Origin of the sequence: Chiayiivirga flava (assembly GCF_014202825.1) — a bacterium.
Taxonomy (GTDB): Bacteria; Pseudomonadota; Gammaproteobacteria; order Xanthomonadales; family Xanthomonadaceae; genus Chiayiivirga; species Chiayiivirga flava.
This window is the reverse complement of record NZ_JACHHP010000002.1, coordinates 744,540-762,859: the sequence shown is the minus strand read 5'-3', so window position 1 is coordinate 762,859 and position 18,320 is coordinate 744,540. Positions and strand designations below refer to the sequence as shown.

The 18,320-nt window shown below is 67.9% G+C and carries 11 protein-coding genes; 6 read left to right on the top strand and 5 right to left on the bottom strand.

Annotated features, from left to right (window positions below):
• Nucleotides 1–195 precede the first annotated feature (195 nt).
• Nucleotides 196–1,812: an alpha-amylase family glycosyl hydrolase gene (locus tag HNQ52_RS07700; RefSeq protein WP_183960519.1), complete on the top strand. Its 1,617-nt coding sequence runs from the start codon at nt 196–198 to the stop codon at nt 1,810–1,812.
• Nucleotides 1,813–2,165: 353 nt separating this feature from the next.
• Here HNQ52_RS07700 and HNQ52_RS07695 read toward each other — a convergent pair whose 3' ends face one another.
• Nucleotides 2,166–2,396, bottom strand: coding sequence for a hypothetical protein (locus tag HNQ52_RS07695; protein ID WP_183960518.1), 231 nt, complete (start codon nt 2,394–2,396; stop codon nt 2,166–2,168).
• Nucleotides 2,397–2,538: 142 nt separating this feature from the next.
• Entirely contained in the window at nt 2,539–4,512 is a 1,974-nt protein-coding gene (locus HNQ52_RS07690) for a S9 family peptidase (protein ID WP_183960517.1), read from the bottom strand.
• A 318-nt stretch (nt 4,513–4,830) separates the two neighbouring features.
• On the opposite strand from HNQ52_RS07690, the gene ubiA reads away from it, so the two are divergent.
• Complete coding sequence (gene ubiA, locus HNQ52_RS07685) at nt 4,831–5,820, top strand: 4-hydroxybenzoate octaprenyltransferase (protein WP_183960516.1); 990 nt, start codon at nt 4,831–4,833, stop codon at nt 5,818–5,820.
• 69 nt (nt 5,821–5,889) lie between these two features.
• Here the strand turns inward: ubiA and HNQ52_RS07680 are convergent, their stop codons facing one another.
• Nucleotides 5,890–7,539: a choice-of-anchor Q domain-containing protein gene (locus tag HNQ52_RS07680; protein WP_183960515.1), complete on the bottom strand. Its 1,650-nt coding sequence runs from the start codon at nt 7,537–7,539 to the stop codon at nt 5,890–5,892.
• 391 nt (nt 7,540–7,930) lie between these two features.
• Here HNQ52_RS07680 and HNQ52_RS07675 point away from each other — a divergent pair, with 391 nt between their 5' ends.
• Nucleotides 7,931–10,195: a choice-of-anchor J domain-containing protein gene (locus HNQ52_RS07675; RefSeq protein ID WP_183960514.1), complete on the top strand. Its 2,265-nt coding sequence runs from the start codon at nt 7,931–7,933 to the stop codon at nt 10,193–10,195.
• A gap of 126 nt (nt 10,196–10,321) precedes the next feature.
• Here HNQ52_RS07675 and HNQ52_RS07670 read toward each other — a convergent pair whose 3' ends face one another.
• Together HNQ52_RS07670 and HNQ52_RS17545 are read right to left on the bottom strand one after the other, a co-directional pair.
• Complete coding sequence (locus tag HNQ52_RS07670) at nt 10,322–11,470, bottom strand: cyclase family protein (protein WP_183960513.1); 1,149 nt, start codon at nt 11,468–11,470, stop codon at nt 10,322–10,324.
• A 242-nt stretch (nt 11,471–11,712) separates the two neighbouring features.
• Entirely contained in the window at nt 11,713–14,634 is a 2,922-nt protein-coding gene (locus HNQ52_RS17545; RefSeq protein ID WP_183960512.1) for a DUF11 domain-containing protein, read from the bottom strand.
• Between the two features lie 395 nt (nt 14,635–15,029).
• Here HNQ52_RS17545 and HNQ52_RS07660 point away from each other — a divergent pair, with 395 nt between their 5' ends.
• The 3 genes from HNQ52_RS07660 (at nt 15,030) to HNQ52_RS07650 (ending at nt 18,304) form a co-directional block, all read left to right on the top strand.
• Entirely contained in the window at nt 15,030–15,962 is a 933-nt protein-coding gene (locus HNQ52_RS07660; RefSeq protein ID WP_183960511.1) for a hypothetical protein, read from the top strand.
• Between the two features lie 283 nt (nt 15,963–16,245).
• Nucleotides 16,246–17,223 (top strand): toll/interleukin-1 receptor domain-containing protein, encoded by a 978-nt coding sequence (locus HNQ52_RS07655; RefSeq protein WP_221281972.1) that lies wholly within the window; start codon nt 16,246–16,248, stop codon nt 17,221–17,223.
• Nucleotides 17,224–17,803: 580 nt separating this feature from the next.
• Nucleotides 17,804–18,304 (top strand): hypothetical protein, encoded by a 501-nt coding sequence (locus HNQ52_RS07650; RefSeq protein WP_183960509.1) that lies wholly within the window; start codon nt 17,804–17,806, stop codon nt 18,302–18,304.
• Nucleotides 18,305–18,320 lie beyond the last annotated feature (16 nt).

Sequence of the window (18,320 nt, the reverse complement as noted above, 5' to 3'; positions counted from 1 at the left end):
CGCGCGCGATGTATCCCCGCTGCGGCCGTCCACACGCTAGAACGGTTCGCCGTGTCATGCAGCGTCGATCCGCATGAATACGTATGCAGGGGCATCGGAGCATGGTCGCCGCTGCGGTTAAGCTCTTGCGCATCGCTGCGGGGCAGCGCGGCCTGCCGGATGCGGGCTCGCAACGGGGAAGGCACAGGGCGTCGAATGAACACGCAACCGTGGTGGCGCGGCGCCGTCATCTACCAGATCTACCCGCGCAGCTTCCAGGACACCGACGACGACGGCGTCGGCGATCTGCCCGGCATCGTCGAGCGGCTCGACTACATCGCGGGTCTGGGCGTGGACGGCATCTGGATCTCGCCGTTCTTCAAGTCGCCGATGGCCGATTTCGGCTACGACATCGCCGACTACCGCGACGTGGACCCGCTGTTCGGCACGCTGGCCGATTTCGACCGCCTCGTCGACAAGGCACATCGCCTCGGCCTGAAGGTGATGATCGATCAGGTGCTGAGCCACACCTCGATCGAACACGCATGGTTCCGCGAATCGCGCGAAAGCCGCGACAATCCGAAGGCCGACTGGTACGTCTGGGCCGACGCGCGCGACGACGGCACCCCGCCGAACAACTGGCTGTCGCTGTTCGGCGGCGTGGCGTGGCAGTGGGAGCCGCGCCGCGGGCAGTACTTCCTGCACAACTTCCTGGCCTCGCAGCCCGATCTGAACTTCCACAACCCCGACGTGCAGCGCGCCACGCTCGACAACGTGAAGTTCTGGCTCGACCGCGGCGTGGACGGCTTCCGCCTCGATGCGATCAATTTCTGTTTCCACGATCGCGCACTGCGCGACAACCCGCCCAAGCCGATCGAAAAACGCGTCGGCCGCGGCTTCAGTCCGGACAACCCGTATGCGTTCCAGTACCACTGGTACAACAACACGCAGCCGGAAAACGTCGCCTTCCTGCGCGAGATCCGCGCGCTGATGGACCGCTATCCGGATGTCGCCGCGCTGGGCGAGATTTCATCGGAGGATTCGCTCGCGACGATGGCGCAGTACACCGGCCCGGACCGCCTGCACATGGGCTACAGCTTCGAGCTGCTCACCGACGAGGTGTCGGCGCGCCACATCCGCGAGACGGTCGAGGCGCTGGAAACCAAGATGACCGAAGGCTGGCCGTGCTGGGCCATCTCCAATCACGACGTGCAGCGCGTGGCCAGCCGCTGGGGCGGCGTCGACGCGCCCGAGCACGTGGCCAGCACGCTGACGGCGCTGGTGTGTTCGCTGCGCGGCTCGGTCTGCGTGTACCAGGGCGAGGAACTGGGCCTGGGCGAGGCCGAACTGCCGTTCGAACTGCTGCGCGATCCGTACGGCATCGCGTTCTGGCCCACGTTCAAGGGCCGTGACGGCTGCCGCACGCCGATGCCGTGGAACGATGCCGCGCACGGTGGATTCAGTGCCGCCACGCCGTGGCTGCCGGTGCCGGACGCGCACCGCGTGCGCAGCGTGGCGCAGCAGGAACGCAAGCCGACGTCGCCGCTGCGTCGCTTTCGCCGCTTCCTGCAGTGGCGCAAGGAACGCCCGGCGCTGGTACTCGGCGCCGTGCGCATGCTGGCGAGTCCGGAACCGGTGGTGGCGCTGGAGCGCTCGCTCGATGGCGAGGTGATCCGCGGCTACTTCAACACTGCAGGCGATGCGTGTGACGTGGTATTCGACGGTGCCGGCACATGGCGCGTGCTGGACGGGCACGGGCTCGTGTCCGGCACGCGCGAGGGCGACGTGCTTCGGCTGCCGGGTTACGGCGTCGTGTTCATTGCTGCGGCTTGAACGACAACTGCGGAGCGATCCTGTCAGGCAGCCACCAGCGTCGTTCCATCGCAACGTCGTCCGGCCTCGACGTCATCCCAGCGAATGCCCGCCGTTGTCCGGGCAAACCCCTGTCCGCTTGCGGGTCGAGAGCGCCTGCAATGCGCTCAGTCCGACGTCGTTGGCAAGACTCGAATGCCGCGCCGTCCCAACCCGTCGTCCCGGCGAACGCCGGGACCCAGCGATTTTTCTCGTCCGGTGCCGCAAGCGTCGCAAAAAACCGGCAACGTCACTGGGTCCCGGCGTTCGCCGGGACGACGATTGGCGAAGGCGCTATCGAGTCCGCCGCGAGCCGAAGGATGGCGCCCCGTCCATCACCGCCGATACACCGCCGCGCTGATGCACGAGAAGACGCTCACCACGAACCAGCCGAACGGCAGCAGGCTCAACGTGAGCAGCCAGGTGATGCCGAACGCCACGCACGCGGCGAGGAACCAGCCGATCGCCGACAGCAGGCGGCCCTGGAACAGCTGGCCGAGGCCGGGGACGAAAAAACTGCAGATCGCGGCAATCACGTTGCCGGTGCTGCCTTGGCCACTACTCATCGTTGTCTCCTGCATCGTTGAATGGGCGGCGGCATCGGCGACGCCGCCGCGCGCACGGTGTCCAACGCAAGATGGTTGCACCGCACCGTGCAATCAAGACGCAGGCTGCCGCCCGCTGTGACGCGGGCGGCGCGCCGGGTGTTCAGCCCTGTTTCGCGGGCAGACCCTTGAGGTGCGTGTCGAGGAATTCCAGGATCGCGCCGTAGGCCTCGATCTGGTTCTTCTTCTTGGTGAAACCGTGGCCTTCGTCGTCGAACACCACGTATTCCACCGGCACGTTGTTCTTCTTCACCGCGGCCACGATGTCGTCGGACTCGGCCTTGATCACGCGCGGATCGTTGGCGCCCTGGATCACCAGCAGCGGTTTGGTGATCTTGTCGCCGTGGAAGGCCGGCGAGGTTTCGACGAGGAAGTCGCGCTGCGTTTCCGGGTTGCCGATCTCGGTGTACAGCGCCTCGCGGAAGGATTCCCAGTACGGCGGGATGCTTTCCAGCGTGCGTACCCAGTTGCTGACGCCGAAGATGTCGACGCCCACCTTGAACTCGTCGGGCTGGAACGCGAGCGCGGCCAGGGTCATGTAGCCGCCATAGCTGCCGCCCATGATGCCGATCCGGTCCGGGTCCACGTAGTCGAGCGTCTGCAGGTACTTCTTGGCCTCCACGCAGTCCCACAAGGGCTCGCGCCCGTGCTTGCCGTCGTCGGCGGTGAAGAAGGTCTGACCGTAGCCGGAGCTGCCGCGGTTGTTGATGCCGAGCACCACGTAGCCGTTGTTGGCGAGGAACTGCGCGGCGTAGTTGTACGCGCGCGTGGTCTGGCCGCCCGGGCCACCGTGCACCAGCACCACGGCCGGCACCTTGTTCACCACGGTGGCCTGGTGCGGCTTCCACAGGATGTTGGGGATTTCCATGCCGTCGAAGCTCTTGAAGCGCACCACGCTCGAATCGACGAGGTCGGCCGCGTCGATTTTCGGATTGAGCGATTGGGTGAGCCGCTTCGGTTCCGCTTCGCCGAACGTCAGCGTGTACAGATCGTTCGGTTGCCGGTCGCCGTTGAGGTAGAACGCCATGCGCGATTCGGAGTTGGCGATGCGCACGCCGCGGATCTCACCCGACGGCAATGTCGGCAGCGCTACCGGGGCGCCGCTGGCGGCATCGAACACGTCGATTTCGGTGCTGCCGTCCACGTTCACCACGTCGACGCGGTACTTGCCGTTGTGCGAGAACGCGACGTCCACGATGTCCCACGGCTCGCTGCGCACGTCCTCGTGCGTGCCGCCGGCCAGCATGTAGCGGCGCAGGCGCGAGAATTCGCCGCCTTCGTTGCTGGTGTAGTAGAGCGCGGTGCAGGTGCCGTCGAAATCCTGCGCGGCGTAGGTGGCGTTGCCTTCGTGCGGCGTCAGGTGCGTGGTCTTGCCGGTCTCGCGGTCGAGCAGATAGAGGTCGTTGTCGGCGGTGGTGCGGGTCTTGCCGAGCACCAGGTAGCGGCCGTCGTCGCTGAGCGCGCCGGGCTCGTAGCCGTCGGTGTTTTCGAACAGGCGCGTGCGCTCGTAGGTTTTCGCGTCGTATTCGTAGATGTCGAAGAATTTCGCGTCGCGCTCGTTGGTGGAGACGCGGAATTTGCTGCCGTCATGGGTGAAGCCGTAGAACTGCGCCTTGAGATTGTCGCCGGGCGTGAGGTCCTTCTCGCTGCCGTCGGCGGCGATCACGTAGAGATGGTTGAGCTCGTCGCCGCCGGTGTCGCGCGTGATCAGCAGGCGATCGTCGGCGGGGAAGAAGGCCACGGCGTAGTTGTTGTCGGTGGTCGATTGCGTCACCGGGGTCCAATCGCCGCCGGCGACGGGAATGGTGTACGCGTTCCACACGCCGCTCCTGTTGGACGAAAACAGGATGCGGCTTTCGTCCGGCGAGAACGACGCGCCGGCGACGGTGGTGGTGTCAACGAACTCCTCGATCGAGTACTGGCGCGTCGGACGCCCGACGGCATCGGCGGGCTTGGGCGGGGCCTCGGCGGTCACGGCAGGCGCGGCGGCGGGCGCGGCAGGTTCGGGTGCCCGGTTGCAGGCGGCAAGCGCGATCGCGCTGGCGAGGACGCACACGTGAAGGTGACGGGGAACCATGACGCACTCCTCAGGAGGGGAAGCCGGAACGCTAGCACGCGTGCGCACCGTGGCGCGTAGGCCAGATGGCCGATGTCGGACCACCGTGGCCCCCTTCCGGCTGCCGCCACCTTCCCCCGCTGCGCGGGAGAAGGATTCCTTCGACAAGCAATGATTCGAAGCCCGAGGCTTATGTCATCGACAATGCACAACGAAGCTCCCTTCTCCCGCGCAGCGGGGGAAGGTGGCGGCAGCCGGAAGGGGGGCGCTCCTGCCGCGCCGAAATCACGTCGACAATCCCATGCGCTACGCTTTGGCTCTTTCACGCGCCGCCACCGAATGACCACGCCCCGCCCACCCCGCGCCGCGCCGCCAACGCGCCGCCCCGCCGCGCCACGGCAGCAGGCGACGAGAACCCGACCGTCGCTGCGGCCACCGTCGCCCGCGTCGCAGCCCGAGCCGTGGTGGAAGGCGCGCGGCCGCCAGTACTGGCTCCTCGTCCGCGGCGACCGCCCCATCGGCACGCTGCTGCTGCTGTGGCCCACGTGGTGGGCGCTGTGGCTGGCGGCCGACGGTTTCCCGCCGCTGGGACTGCTGGTCATCTTCACGCTCGGCGTGTGGCTCACGCGCTCCGCCGGCTGCGTGATCAACGACTACGCCGACCGCTGGCTCGATCCGCAGGTCGAACGCACGAAGTCGCGCCCGCTCGCCACCGGCGCGGTCTCGGGCCGCGAAGCCCTGCTCGTGTTCGCGGTACTGATGCTGGTGGCGTTCGGCCTGGTGCTGCTGACCAACCGACTCACGGTGTATCTGAGCATCGTCGGCGTGTTCCTCGCTGCGTCGTACCCGTATCTCAAGCGCCACACCTACCTGCCGCAGGTCTACCTCGGCCTCGCCTTCGGCTGGGGCATTCCGATGGCATTCGCGGCGGTGCAGGGCACCGTCCCGCCGCTGGCCTGGCTGCTGTTCTGCGCCAACGTGCTGTGGGCCACGGCCTACGACACCTGGTATGCGATGGTCGACCGCGAGGACGACATCCGCGCCGGCGCGAAATCGACCGCGATCCTGTTCGGCAACGGCGATCTGCTCGCGCAGGGCGTGCTGTTTTCGATGACGCTGATCGCTCTCGCGTTCGTCGGCCAGCGCGCGGCGCTGGCCTGGCCGTATTTCGCCGCGTTGGGCGTGGCAGCGTGTCTGGTCGCGTGGCAGTTCCGTCTGGCGTGGCGGCGCGAGCGCGCCGGCTGCTTCAAGGCCTTCCTGCACAACAACTGGGTCGGCGGTGCCGTGTTTGCCGGCATCGTGGCGGCGCTGGCGCTGCGCCCGGACTGAGCGACTGCCGCACGGGCCGACGGCGGTGCGGTCGGCCGCCGGCCCGCAGGTGCGCGCGACGTCGCCGCGTTATTCGAACCCGTCGCAGAACAGGCCGTCCGGCAGGCCGTCGCAACCGTTGTCGATGAACTCGTAGGCGCCCATGTCGATGCGCGCGCCGGTGACGCGGACGTTGCCGTCGCGGTCGAGCGCCGTGGTGTTGTAGGCGTTGCTGCCGGCGTCGATCGCAGGCGACTGCGAACGCAGGCGCAGCTCCGCGCCGGAGAATCTCGGGTCGGCGCTCGCGAGGCCGCCGAGATTCACCAGCGCGGTCGGCGGGAACGCTTCGTAGCCCTGCGAATAGACCACGCCCGGCGCGTTCAAGCCGTGTTGCAGCAGCGAGTGCCCGATCTCCACGCGGCGCGAAGCCTCGCTGAGGTCGCCGTAGATGTTGTCGCCGGCGCCGGTGGCGAATGCGTCGAACGCCTCGGGTGCCTGGGTGGCGACATTGCCCCACAACACGCTGTTGAGGATCTGCGTCACCGGTCCGTCCACGTCGGGCACGAACAGCACGCCGCCGAGCCGCGCGCGATTGGCCGAGAAGCTGCTGTTGACCAGCTCCACCCGCGTGGCCGCGCCGTTGGACACGTTCATGACCGCGCCGCCGAGGTTCTCGGCGCGGTTGTCGAAGAACACCGCGTTGCTGACGCGCAGCCGCGCGAACGCGTCTTCGAAATCGAACCCGCCGTTGATGTAGAGCGCGCCGCCGTGGGCGTTGAAGTCGCCGTCTTCGGGCGCGTTGCGTCGCGCGCGATTGCCGGTGAAGCGCGCGCGGTCGATGCGCACGTCGAAGAAGTCCGTCAGCGCGACGGCGCCGCCGCTCACCGCTTCGTTGCCGATGAACTCGACATCCTCGAAGGTCGGTGTCGGCACCACCCAGACGCTGGTCACCAGCACCGCGCCGCCGCTGCTGGTCGAGCGGTTGTTGCGGAACACCGCGTTCTGCACCAGGGGTGCCGCAGGCGCACCGCCGGAATAGATCGCGAGCGCACCACCGCCGCCGGTGCCGGTGCCGTCGCCGGCGAGGTTGCCGACGAATTCGAGGTTGCGCAGCGTGGGGCTGCAGCGCTCGACGTTGCCGGGATCGAACCCGGCGATGCACACCGCACCGCCGCCGCCGGCTTCGTACAGATCCTCGCTGGCGTAGCCGCCGCTGAGCACGAAACCGTCCAGCACGGTGTCGGGGCCGATGTCCGCGCCGTCGCCGCCGTTCCAGAGCATCGCGTCGAAACGCACCACGTGCAGCGCGTTGTCGCCGACGATGTCGTCCGGCGTCGGCGTGACGCCGTCGGCATCGCGGTTGCTGTCGTTGGCCTGCATGTCGCCGCTGAGCACGCTGCGGTTGAGCCGCAGGTTGCGTTGCGCGAGCACGTTTTCGGTGCCCGCGAAGCCGCCGTAGATCCGGGTGCCCGGCGGAATGACGAAGCTCGTCCTGCGGCGCTGCTCGGACGGCGTGTAATCGGGGTCGGGATTGACCGGCGGCACGTAGCGTCCGCGTGCAACCCAAATCTCGTCGCCCGGGTGCGCGCTGAGCGCGGTGTCGAGCCGCTGGTACGCGCTCGCCCAGCTGCTGCCGTCGCCACCGGCGGGCGCGTCGGCGCGGACGAAGACCTGCGCCTGCGCGGCGATGGGTGCGCAACACAGCGCGAGCGCGAGGAGACGACGGGGAGTCGGGTGCATGGCGAGGTCCTGCTGCAGGTGGGAGACGTCCCTGCAATCACCGGAAACGGCGCGCGATCCGGACATCGCCCCGGCGGCAGCGTTGTCGCCGAAAGCGTCAACCGGCGAACACTCCCGGGATCGCGTCCGGCTGCCAGCCGCAGCGCGCCCCGCCGGGGACCGCCTGCAGCGATCTGCGCATCGCCGTGTCCGCGGCCGCCGGATCGTCCGGCACCGCCTCGGCGGGCCGCCGGAACAGAGTCGTCCGCCGGGGGCCTTGCGGCGCGCGATCCTCGCCCCCCGGGCCGCATCGGCCCAACTGAAACGGATCGTGTCGGCGGCCTCGTCCCCGTATCGCCTGAACGCGGAGTGACGCATACTGTGGTCGCCATCATCCTGAGGGGGATCCATCATGCTGTCCGCATCCGTTGGGCAAGACATCGACTGCGCCACCGCGCCACGCACACCCGCGCGCGGCCTGCGCAGACTGCTTCACGCCGCCGCCGCGCTGCTGCTGGCCGCCACCTCGGGCGTCGTCGGCGCCCAGGCGTTCAACGAAAACTTCGACGACATCACCCTGCTGCCGGGCAACGGCTGGTTCCTGCAGAACAACAGCTCGCCGGTCGGCATCACCGCCTGGTTCCAGGGCACCTCCGTCGCCGGTGGCGGCCCGTTCGATTCCTTCAACGGTGCAGCCAACGCCTACATCGGCGCCAACTTCAACAACACCACCGGCGGCTCCGGGACCATCAGCAACTGGCTGGTGGCGCCGAACCGCACGCTGCGCAACGGCGACGTGCTGACCTTCTACACCCGCAGGCCCACCACTCCCGGCGGCGGGACGGAATATCCGGACCGTCTCGAAGTGCGCATGAGCACCAACGGCGCGAGCACCAACGTGGGCACGGGCGGCTCCGGCACCGGCGATTTCACGACGCTGCTGCTGTCGATCAATCCCACGCTCACCGTCAACGTCTATCCGGCGGTGTGGACGCAGTTCACCGTCACGGTCTCCGGACTGCCCGCGCCCACCTCGGGCCGCATGGCGTTCCGCTATTTCGTGACGAGCGCCGGACCCACCGGCACCAATTCGGACTACATCGGCATCGACGCCGCCGCCTACACGCCGTACGTCTGTCCCGCGTTCACCATGACGCCGGGCGGTGCACTGGCGGGCGGCACCTTCGGCCAGGCCTACAGCACCACGCTGTCGCAGACCGGCGCCCTCGGCGCACCGAACTTCGCGATCACCGCCGGCGCGCTGCCGCCGGGCCTGACGCTCGCCGCCGGCGGCACCATCTCCGGCACGCCCGTGGCCACCGGCACGTTCAATTTCACCGTGACCGTCAATGACGCCAGCGGCTGCAGCGGTGCGCAGAACTACTCGATCACCGTCGTGGCCGACGTGCCGGGCGCGCCGCAGAACGCCACGGCCGTCGCGGGCGACACGCAGGCGGACGTGAGCTGGGATGCACCGGCCAGCGACGGCGGCGACCCCATCGTCAACTACACCGCGACCTGCTCGGACGGCGTCAACGACGTCGGCGCGAGCAGCCCCGTGTCGCCGATCACGGTGCTCGGTCTGACCAACGGCACGCCGTACACCTGCACCGTCACCGCCACCAACGGCATCGGCACCGGCCCCGCGTCCGCGCCGAGCAACAGCATCACGCCGATCGGCAACCAGACCATCACCTTCGATACGCAGGCCGACCAGATCTACAGCCCGGGCGGCAGCTTCGCCATCGATCCGCCGGCCGTCGCCAGTTCCGGCCTTCCGGTGGTGTACGGCTCGACCACGCCCGCGGTCTGCACCGTGAGCGGCGCCACCGTCTCGATCGTCGCGGCCGGCACCTGCACGCTCACCGCCGACCAGCCCGGCGACGCCGCCTGGAACCCGGCACCGCAGGTCGCGCAGTCGCTCGTCATCGCGCAGGCCAGCCAGACGCTGACCTTCCCGCCGCAGTCGCCGGCAACGCGCGTGTTCGAGCTCGGCAGCACCTTCGCGATCGATCCGGAAGCCACCAGCGCCGAGCCGAACGCCGGTACGCCCATCGTCTACAGCTCGCTCGATCCCGCCGTGTGCACGGTCAGCGGCACCACGGTGACGATGGTGGCCGTCGGCACGTGCCAGATCGCCGCCAACCAGGCCGGCGACGACAACTACACCGCGGCCGCCCAGGTGGTGTCCGACGTGGAGCTGGTGGAGCCGACCGATGCGGACCTCTCCATCGAGAAGACCGCGGACGTGACCCGTGCGCGCATCGGCGACACCGTGGCCTACAGCATCCTCGTCGCCAACGCCGGCCCGGCCGACGCCACCGACGTGCACGTGCTCGATCTGCCGCCGGACCGGCTCGATGCGGCGAGCGTGGTGTGGCAGTGCGTCGAGGCCATCGGCACCGATTGCCCGGACCCGGATTCGGACGTGGGCGAACTCGATGTCGTCCTGGCCTCGTTGCCCGAAGGCGCGTCGGTGCGGTTCGAACTGCTCGGCACCGTGATCCCGGCGGCCGACCCGGCCGACGATTTCACCGCGTTCGACAACACCGCCACCGTCGCGTTGCCGGAAGGCTCGGCACTGACCGACCCCGCGCCGGCCAACAACGAAAGCACCGCAAGCGTGCTGGTGATCCCCGAGGCGATCTTCGCCGACGGGTTCGAAACGCTGCAGTAATCGCGCGCGGGCCGCGGCCCGCGCAGCCCGGAGCCGACACGACCGTGTCGGCTCCCAGGCCGGGCGTCGCGACGGTCCGGTCGCGACGCACGGCACGCCCGCGGCGCAACGCCGCGGGCCGGGCGATCAGAAGATGGCCTTCGGCGCGACGGTCGACCCCGACGCGCCGACCACGGGAATCGGATCCATCGAAAACGCGAACACGTAGGGATTGAGCGCCCTGCGCACGAGCGCCGGCAGCGGCGCCAGCTGGGCCGCGCGCGCGGCCGCGAACTCGGCGGCTTCGTCCAGTGCCATGGATTCGATCAGCGGCACGCCGCTCTTTGCCAGCAGATGGTTGTGCACCGGAAAGGGCACACCGTCGGGAATGACGACGTTCGGCTGCACCTCGACGAACGGCGCGTCGGCACCGACGGCGGCCACACCGCGGTCGGCCAGCAGCACGGCCACTTCCAGTCCGATGCCGGGGGCGGCGAAGGTCGGCCCGAGGCCCGGCACCACATCGAGGTAATAACCCGGGTGGAACACGCCGTCGGCGTCCACCCCGCCGGCACCCAGATGCCAGCGCGCCCCGTGGCCGGTGCGGAACACCACCACATCGCCGGCCTGGATGTCGCTCAGGCGCAGACCCTGCGCGTGCAGCACGTCGAGCAGCATCTGCGCGGTGATTTCCTCGCCCGCGGTCAGCGCGGCGCCGGCATTCGCATGGCGCGCCATGTCGACGAGAATCCCGCGGGTGAAGTAGGGCTTGAGCTGATCGACGCCGAGGCGCGCATACGCGTCGCCCGGACCCGTGCCGGCCAGCAGATCGGCGCCGCTGACCTGGTTGTAGAACACGGCATCGTCGAACGTCGCATCGGCCGCGGGCAGGTGGCCGAAATGATTGAGCGCATCGACCTGCGTGCCGAGTTGCCCGATCGGAAACGCATACGGAATCTGCTCGGCGATCGTCATCTGCCGGCCCAGCTGCATCGGCGGAAAGATCTCCAGCGCGAACTCCGGACTCGCGCCCGGAAACACCGGCATGCCCGCTTCGAGCGTGTGTGCCAGACGGATGGTGCGGCCGGTGACGATGCGCAGGATCGCATCGCGCACCTTGGCCGGGGTCTGCGTGTTGCTGGCGCCGGCGTTGTCGGCGGGCCCCCACGGCGACGGCCCGGGAATCGGGTCGTAACTGCCGATGTCGAAGGGTGGCAGCGACTGCGCGGTCGCAGGCGGCGATGCGACGCCGGCCACGATGGCGAGCAGAGCGGCGGCGGTTCGGATCAAAAACATGGCGTGTCTCCCGGGATGGCGGTGGCGGGCAAGGCACGGACGGCCGCGCCCGCGACCGAAATCACGGTCGAAACGCAGCAGCAGACGTACCCCCGACGAACCCCACGGGAAACATCGTCACCGGGTGCCAGTGCGGCACGCGATTGCGCGGGAGGCCGGCGTCGGCCCCGCCTCCGCGGGTCCGGCGACCCGCATGGCGGCGATGCCCGGACGCGTCCCGGGCATCGCCGCGTGGCCGACGCTCAGGGCGCGTCGATCGTTTCCAGGCCGTCGCGGAACAGGCCGTCGATGCGGAACAGCCAGGTCGCGGTGTCGTTGCCGCTGTCGGTATCGAACTGGTCGGCAGCAGGCACGACGCTGGCGCTCGCCGGGATGACCGCCGGCGGCGAGGCGTCGCCCGTCGGCAGCGTGGCCTCGATGAAATAGTCGACGCGCCCGTCGGCCGGCACGGACACGGTGTCGTCGATGGCACCGCTGCCGCTCGCGGCGCAGGTCGCCGCACCCTGCGCTTCGCAGATCCACTCGACGTCCGTCAGTTCGAGCGGCGGCGTCCACTGCACGCCGGCCGCGACGGCGCTGCCCGGTCCGCCATTGGCGACCGCGAGCGAGAACGCGATGCGGTCGCCCGGGAAGTTGCGCGTGGCGGGCACGTCGGCCTGGATCGAGAGATCGATCGCGTCCGTGGCGATGCGGATGGTCAGCGCCCGTTCGGGCGACACGTCGCTGCCGCCGTTGGCGATGCCGGCATCGTCGCGCAACACCACGCGGAAGGTCGCGCTGCCCGCCTCCGCGCCCGGCGTGAACCGCAGCGTGCCGGTCGCATCGATGGTCGGCTCGCCGCCGACGGCGAACAGCTGCGCGCCCGGCGGGACGATGTCGATCGGCGTGAGCTCGAAGCTCAGCGCCTGGCTCGCGCCGGGACCGTCGCCGCTGCGCAGATCGGTCGCCCAATCGGCGATGGCGACGGGCGCGCCGGACACCAGCGCCGTGACCGGTGTGCCGGGCGTGAAGTCGGGCGCCTGGTTGGCGAAGAACGCGGTCACGGTGCAGGCCGATTCGATGGTCGCGGCGAAGCTCGCGCTGCCGTCGGGCTGCAGCGTGGCGCCGAGCGTGGTGACCGAGCCGCCGCAGTCGAGCGTCGGCGGAAAGAGGCCGACATCGGCCACGTCCCAGCCGGCGGCGGGCGTGGCGACCAGATCGATGCTGCTGCCGTGCGGCACGGCGTCGGGATCGACGCCGCCCAGCACCGCCAGCGTGCCGCCGGCCGAGGGATCGGCCTGCAGCGTCACGGCGTGGGTGTCGAGCGCGAAGCTCGCGGTCACGGCGCAGTCGTCGGTGATGTCGGCCGCGGTCCAGCCACCGGCGCCATCGTCGACCGGGCTGCAGGTGTCGCCGCTCAGCGTAGCGAGGTGGTAGTGCGGATCCGGTGTCAGGCTGCCGCCGGCATCGAGGCCGTGCGGGACGAGCTGATCGGCCGGCGTGATCGTGCCGTTGCCGCCGCTCACGCTGCTCGTGACGGTGTACTCGCGCACGGGCTCGATGGCATTGACGCTGGCTCCGCAGGCATTGCGGGTGGCGGTCACCGTCACCAGGTCGCCCGCGCCGGACGGCGAAAAGCTGTAGGCCGGATCCGGCCCCTGCTGCACCGTGTCGCCGTTGCGGACGAACAGGTAGTCGCCGTAGCCGGCGGTGGCCGTGTACGTCACCACCTCGCCTTCGGGCGGCGTGTCTGCAGTGCGGACCAGCGCGACATCGGCCGAGGCATGCAGCCCGATGCGAAATGTGCCGAGGTCGGTGTACATCGTGCCAGCACCGCCCGCGGCGGGGAACGAGAACATGCGGTCGGGCGCCACGATGGCGGGCGCATTGGTCGCGACGGGGAAGTAGCCCGGCGATGCTGCCGTCTGCAGCAGGCCCGCGTGAACCACCTGTCCGGCGGCGATCGTCACGGGCGCCGCGAGCGGAAACACCACCCACTGTCCGAGGTGGCTTTCGTCGAGCACCACGTCGGCGGAACTGGCCAGGATCTGCCCGTCGGCATCGAGCAGGCGTCCGGCGACGGTCTTGCCCAGATTGGCCGGTGCGTCGTGGATGCCCACAGTCACCGCCGACACCACGATCGGCACCGGCGGCGCCGCATAGCGCACCGCCAGGATGCCGCTGCCGGTGTTGAAACCGATGCCGTCGTACGGCGCGGTTTCGTCCACGTAGGCCAGCACGTCGCAGCTCACCGCCTGATCGATCGTGCGCTGGTCGTTGCCGGGATTCTCGTCGGGCGCCACGTTGGCCGTCACGGTCTGCATGCCGGTGTTCGTGTAGGCGATCGGCGTGGTGACGAACGCCGCGCTGTCGCCGGCGGCGATCAGCGGTTCGATCAAGATGTGCGTATCGGTGTTCGCGCCGCTCACCTGCATCTGCACCACCACCGAGCTGCGGTCGTTGCGCCCGCGATTGGCGACGGTGGCCGTGATCTCGTCATCCCACAGGCCGTGCAGCGCGCCGTATTTCACCGACAGCGCATCGAGGGCCAGCTCGTTGCCGAACGGATTGGGGTACCCGATGCGGATCTGCGGACGGAACGACGAGGTTTCGGCCACCGTCGCCGGCATCGATGTGGCGCTGCTGGCCATCCTGGTGCCGCCGGCCAGCAGATTGTTCGAGAAGTACGTGGCCGGATCGGTCGACGTGGAGAACGACGTGGCCGTGTATTCGTACGCGACGTACAACCCGCCACCGGTGTAGGTGAAGGGCGTCGCATTCAGATCCAGGTCCACGCTCGTCGGCGTGGCGCTCACCGGCAGATCGAGGGTGCCGTCGAACACCTGGGTCATCGTGGAGATTGCGGTCGCCCACGTGGTGGATTTCAGGTTGCTGGTGTCCGCCGTGTTTTCCAGATACACGCGGAAGCCGCCCGCGGCGGGCGCACCCACGCCATCGGCATAGCTGAAGCCGATGGACACCGGATCCGTGCCGACCGGAAGCGCTGCCAGATCGGAGGCCGTGAGGATCAGGTGGACGCGCAGGAACGTGTGCGAGTTCAGCCCGTTCGGTGCGCGCAGCTGGGTGGTCGCCGGGGCGTCCGGCGGTGCCGCGACGATGAGTGCCTCCTGCGCATGCACGGCAGCGCAGGACAACAGCAAAAGCAATGCGAAAACGTGGCGCACGGTGTCGGCTCCCCAATGGCAATGGATCAACCAGGAGCCCCGCCAGCCGGTGTCGACCTCGGACGATGCGCGCACCCGATACCGATCGGCGGTCGCAGCGGTCCTCCCCCTTGCGCGATGGTTGCACAGCACCGCCGCGCACTTCCATGCCTTTCGACGCCTGACGCGAGAGACCGCGGCACGACCGTGGAGCGCATGCGCGCATGCCGACGTGCCCCGCCCCCGATCGGCACGGCAGGCCATCTCGGTCCGGCCGACGTGGCCCGGACGCGAAGCGCGCGCCGCAACCGCGCCCGTCGCAGGTGCGGCACGGCATTGCGCGCATGTTCCGCCCTCTGCCAGTCTGCGTCATGGCCGCCACGCCACAACCGCCGCCGCGCCTGCGCTCCGCCCCGATGCGGTGCCTGGCCCTCGCCGGCCTGCTCGCGGCCGGCTGCAGCGGCCCGTCCGCATCGCTCGATTGCAGCGGCGCAGGCGAGGTGTCCGGCAGCTTCCGCGAGACCAACAGCGGCGCACTCATCTTCCGCCACGGGGCGGCCTGGCAGGAACCGGACGGCGCCTACAGCGTGCTGCTCAGCGACGATCCCGTGCTGGCGGACACCGCGCGAGCGGCCGCCGCCCCCGAGTACGAAACCGCACTCGCCGCCGACATGCTCGGCGCGCTGGTGGTCGGCTACCGCTTCGCCCCGGACGGCACCTACCGCGAATACATCACCTTCGGCAGCAGCGTCTCCCGAGGATGGAGCAGTACCGACCGCGGCCGGCTCGACGTGCACGACGACGGATGCGTGCGCGGCGACGTGAGCCTCGACGACTACGGCGCGGGCGGATTCGCGCTGCCGCTCGCCCGCCCCGAACACGAGGCCGCGTGGCCGGGCCTCGACGTGGAGATCGACACGCGCCCCGAACCGGCGCCTGCCGACCCCGCCCACGCACCGCCGCCGGAAGACCCGCTGGCGCAGTGGACCGCGGTGCACGCGCAACTGTCGGCCGCCGATCCCGCCCACGCGCTGCAGGCGCTGAACCTCTCGCCCGGCGCCGCCGCGGTGCTCGCCCGCGATGCGCGGATCCGCGCGGTGCTGGACCGCATCCGCCGCCAGTGCCCCGACCCCGCCACCGCGCGCCTGGACGAATACGGCGATGTCGGCGGACCGTCCGAACCCGCCCCCGGCATCGTGCTCGAAGGCACCGCACTGACCTCGCTGGCAGACACCGGCCCGTTTCTCCGCCTGTGCTACGTCATGGCGCGCAACGGCGAATCGATCGAACAGTGTTTCCCGCTCAGCGAAGACTGCAGCCGCGACGCACCCGCGCCCACCGATCACTGAGCCCGAACCGTCAACCAAGCACGCCGCCCCGGCGCGCCGATTTCCGCCGTTGCGCCCAACGGCGCGACCCGCGTTTCACCACCCGATCGCTTGCACCCGCACCCATCGAATGCAACGATGCCTCCCGCATCGCCTGCCGGCAAAATCCCCGCGTTACGCCCCACATCCCACCCCGCGAATCGAGCAGAAGGCATTGATTCTCAAGAAACCTCCCTGCGCAATCAGCCCGTTACACGGCGGCGTTACACACCACGATGTGGTGTCGAATAGGTGTTAGCCGTCAATGCCAGATCCCATGGTGTCTTCAATTTTTATTAGCCACGCAAGCGAGGACAAAGATCTCCTCGTGAGGCCGCTCGCGCAAAGCTTGAATGAGATTGGCCTAACTGTGTGGTACGACGAATACTCTCTCCGGCCGGGAGACAGCCTTCGCAGAAGCATAGATAAGGGACTCGCACAATGCAGTGTCGGTGTCGTCGTGCTCAGCCCAAGTTTCTTCATTAAAGAGTGGCCGCAACGCGAACTCGACGCGCTTTACAGCTCTGAAATTGCAGAAAGAGCCAGAATCATTCCAATTTGGCACGATATTGATTTTAAAGGAGTCGCTGCAGTATCTCCGCTACTAGCCGATCGTTTGGCAATCAACTCATCGATTGGCGTCAAGAAGATTGCTTCTAAGATTTCTGCTCTATTTCCAGACAGAAACAAGCTGAGTGCAAATGAACTGGCTGACCTACTAGATCAAGCGATTAATTTCGCCACTTATTCAGCGGAATCACATTCCGTCGGCGTATACCACAGATTTCTATCAATAAACGCATTCAAAGAAGATTTCGGCGTCGTACTTGATGAAAAGTCGAAAGGGCTCGACCTAGATGAAGACTTTCCTGACGCACTATCCGACGAACTAGAGCAAGTCAAAGCAAAGCTAAAAGCGAAACATCAAATTCCTCATGGCGTGTATCTGACTACCGACCCGCCGGTTAGAGAATCTGAGCTAAGTTGGTGGAGAGATTTTTTCTCCGGTTGGTCAAGTGGGACCCTGACGAAACAACAGTCAAGGACATTAGCGTTCGAGCTTGATTTAGCGGAAATGGATGAGTTTTACGTGCTGCTTAACGTTCCGAACTACCGCATCGCAAAGGAGCACCGTCAATTGCTGGAAAAAGCCATAGTAGGGATCGGAGCCGGCTACAAGACTGGCTATAAGGGTGTCGAGCGCATTTGCCGATCACTGCGGGTACTTGGAGTTGACGGCTAACAATTCATTCAAGCCGACGCCGCTTCGCGGCGCGGTTTAATTCAGGTGTTAGGAGGCTGTTACCAGTGCTAGCGCGGCTTCTCGGCATTCTCACTATTCTGCTCACGTCGTGCGCCTCCACACCTGCGGATCGGCCACTCCTGGTCCAGGCAACGCTGATAGATTTCGCGGAGAGTGCCAATTGGTCGCACTACTCCGATGGCTCCTATGAGGCCCATCACGCAACGACCTTTCAGGTGCTTGCGCCCGCCGAGCTTTGCGGCGCCAAGCTGGTTGTGCTGCACGCGGAGATCCCTGACGATTCGTCCGCTTGGCGCAGAGTGGGCGCATCGTATGAGCTGTCGTTGGCCCCGGAGCGCGCAGCCGCGCTCCGCCGCGAGGCTTCTGGCGATCAATCCTCGCAAGAGTTCTTCGGTACCACGTGGGTGACAATTCAAAGGGAGCTTGGCACTGCTCCGCCCGCTTGCGACCCCGGCTAAGCAACAGCCTCCTAACTAGGTGTTCAAGCCGACTGCCGGATGTACATTAGGCTCAAGCGACTGCTGCCGGCCGGCAGCGGCTTAACACGGCGTTAGGGCTCATGAGACTCATCATCGCGTTCGGAGCAGCGGTTCTTGCGCCGACGCTGGCACTCGGGGCTTGGTACCTCTACGGCCAGTTCGCCACCTTTGAGTCGAATGATCCTTATATCTGGGTACGCACCCGCAGCTTCCTGTCCATCTGCTTAGCCATCTCGGCAGCCCATGTGGTTGTGCTCGGCATCCCGGCCTACTTCCTCATGCGCTGGCGCGGCCTACTCCGGTGGTGGAGTGCTCTACTCGCGGGCTTCGTGCTGGGGGCCTTGCCTGCCGCGGTGATCACTTGGCCGCTGCGCTACGCCAGCCCAGGCTCCTACGCCTCGTCAAACGGCGTCGAGACCATGGTGAATGGCGTGCCCACTGTGGCAGGCTGGCTCCAATACATGGGCGGAGCGGCATCCTTCGGGGTTTGTGGGCTCGTCGCAGCTGCTGCGTTTTGTGCCGTACGCGGCATGAGCCCTAACAGTTCGTCCAAGCCGACGCCGCTTCGCGGCGCGGCTTAACTCAGGTGTTAGGCCG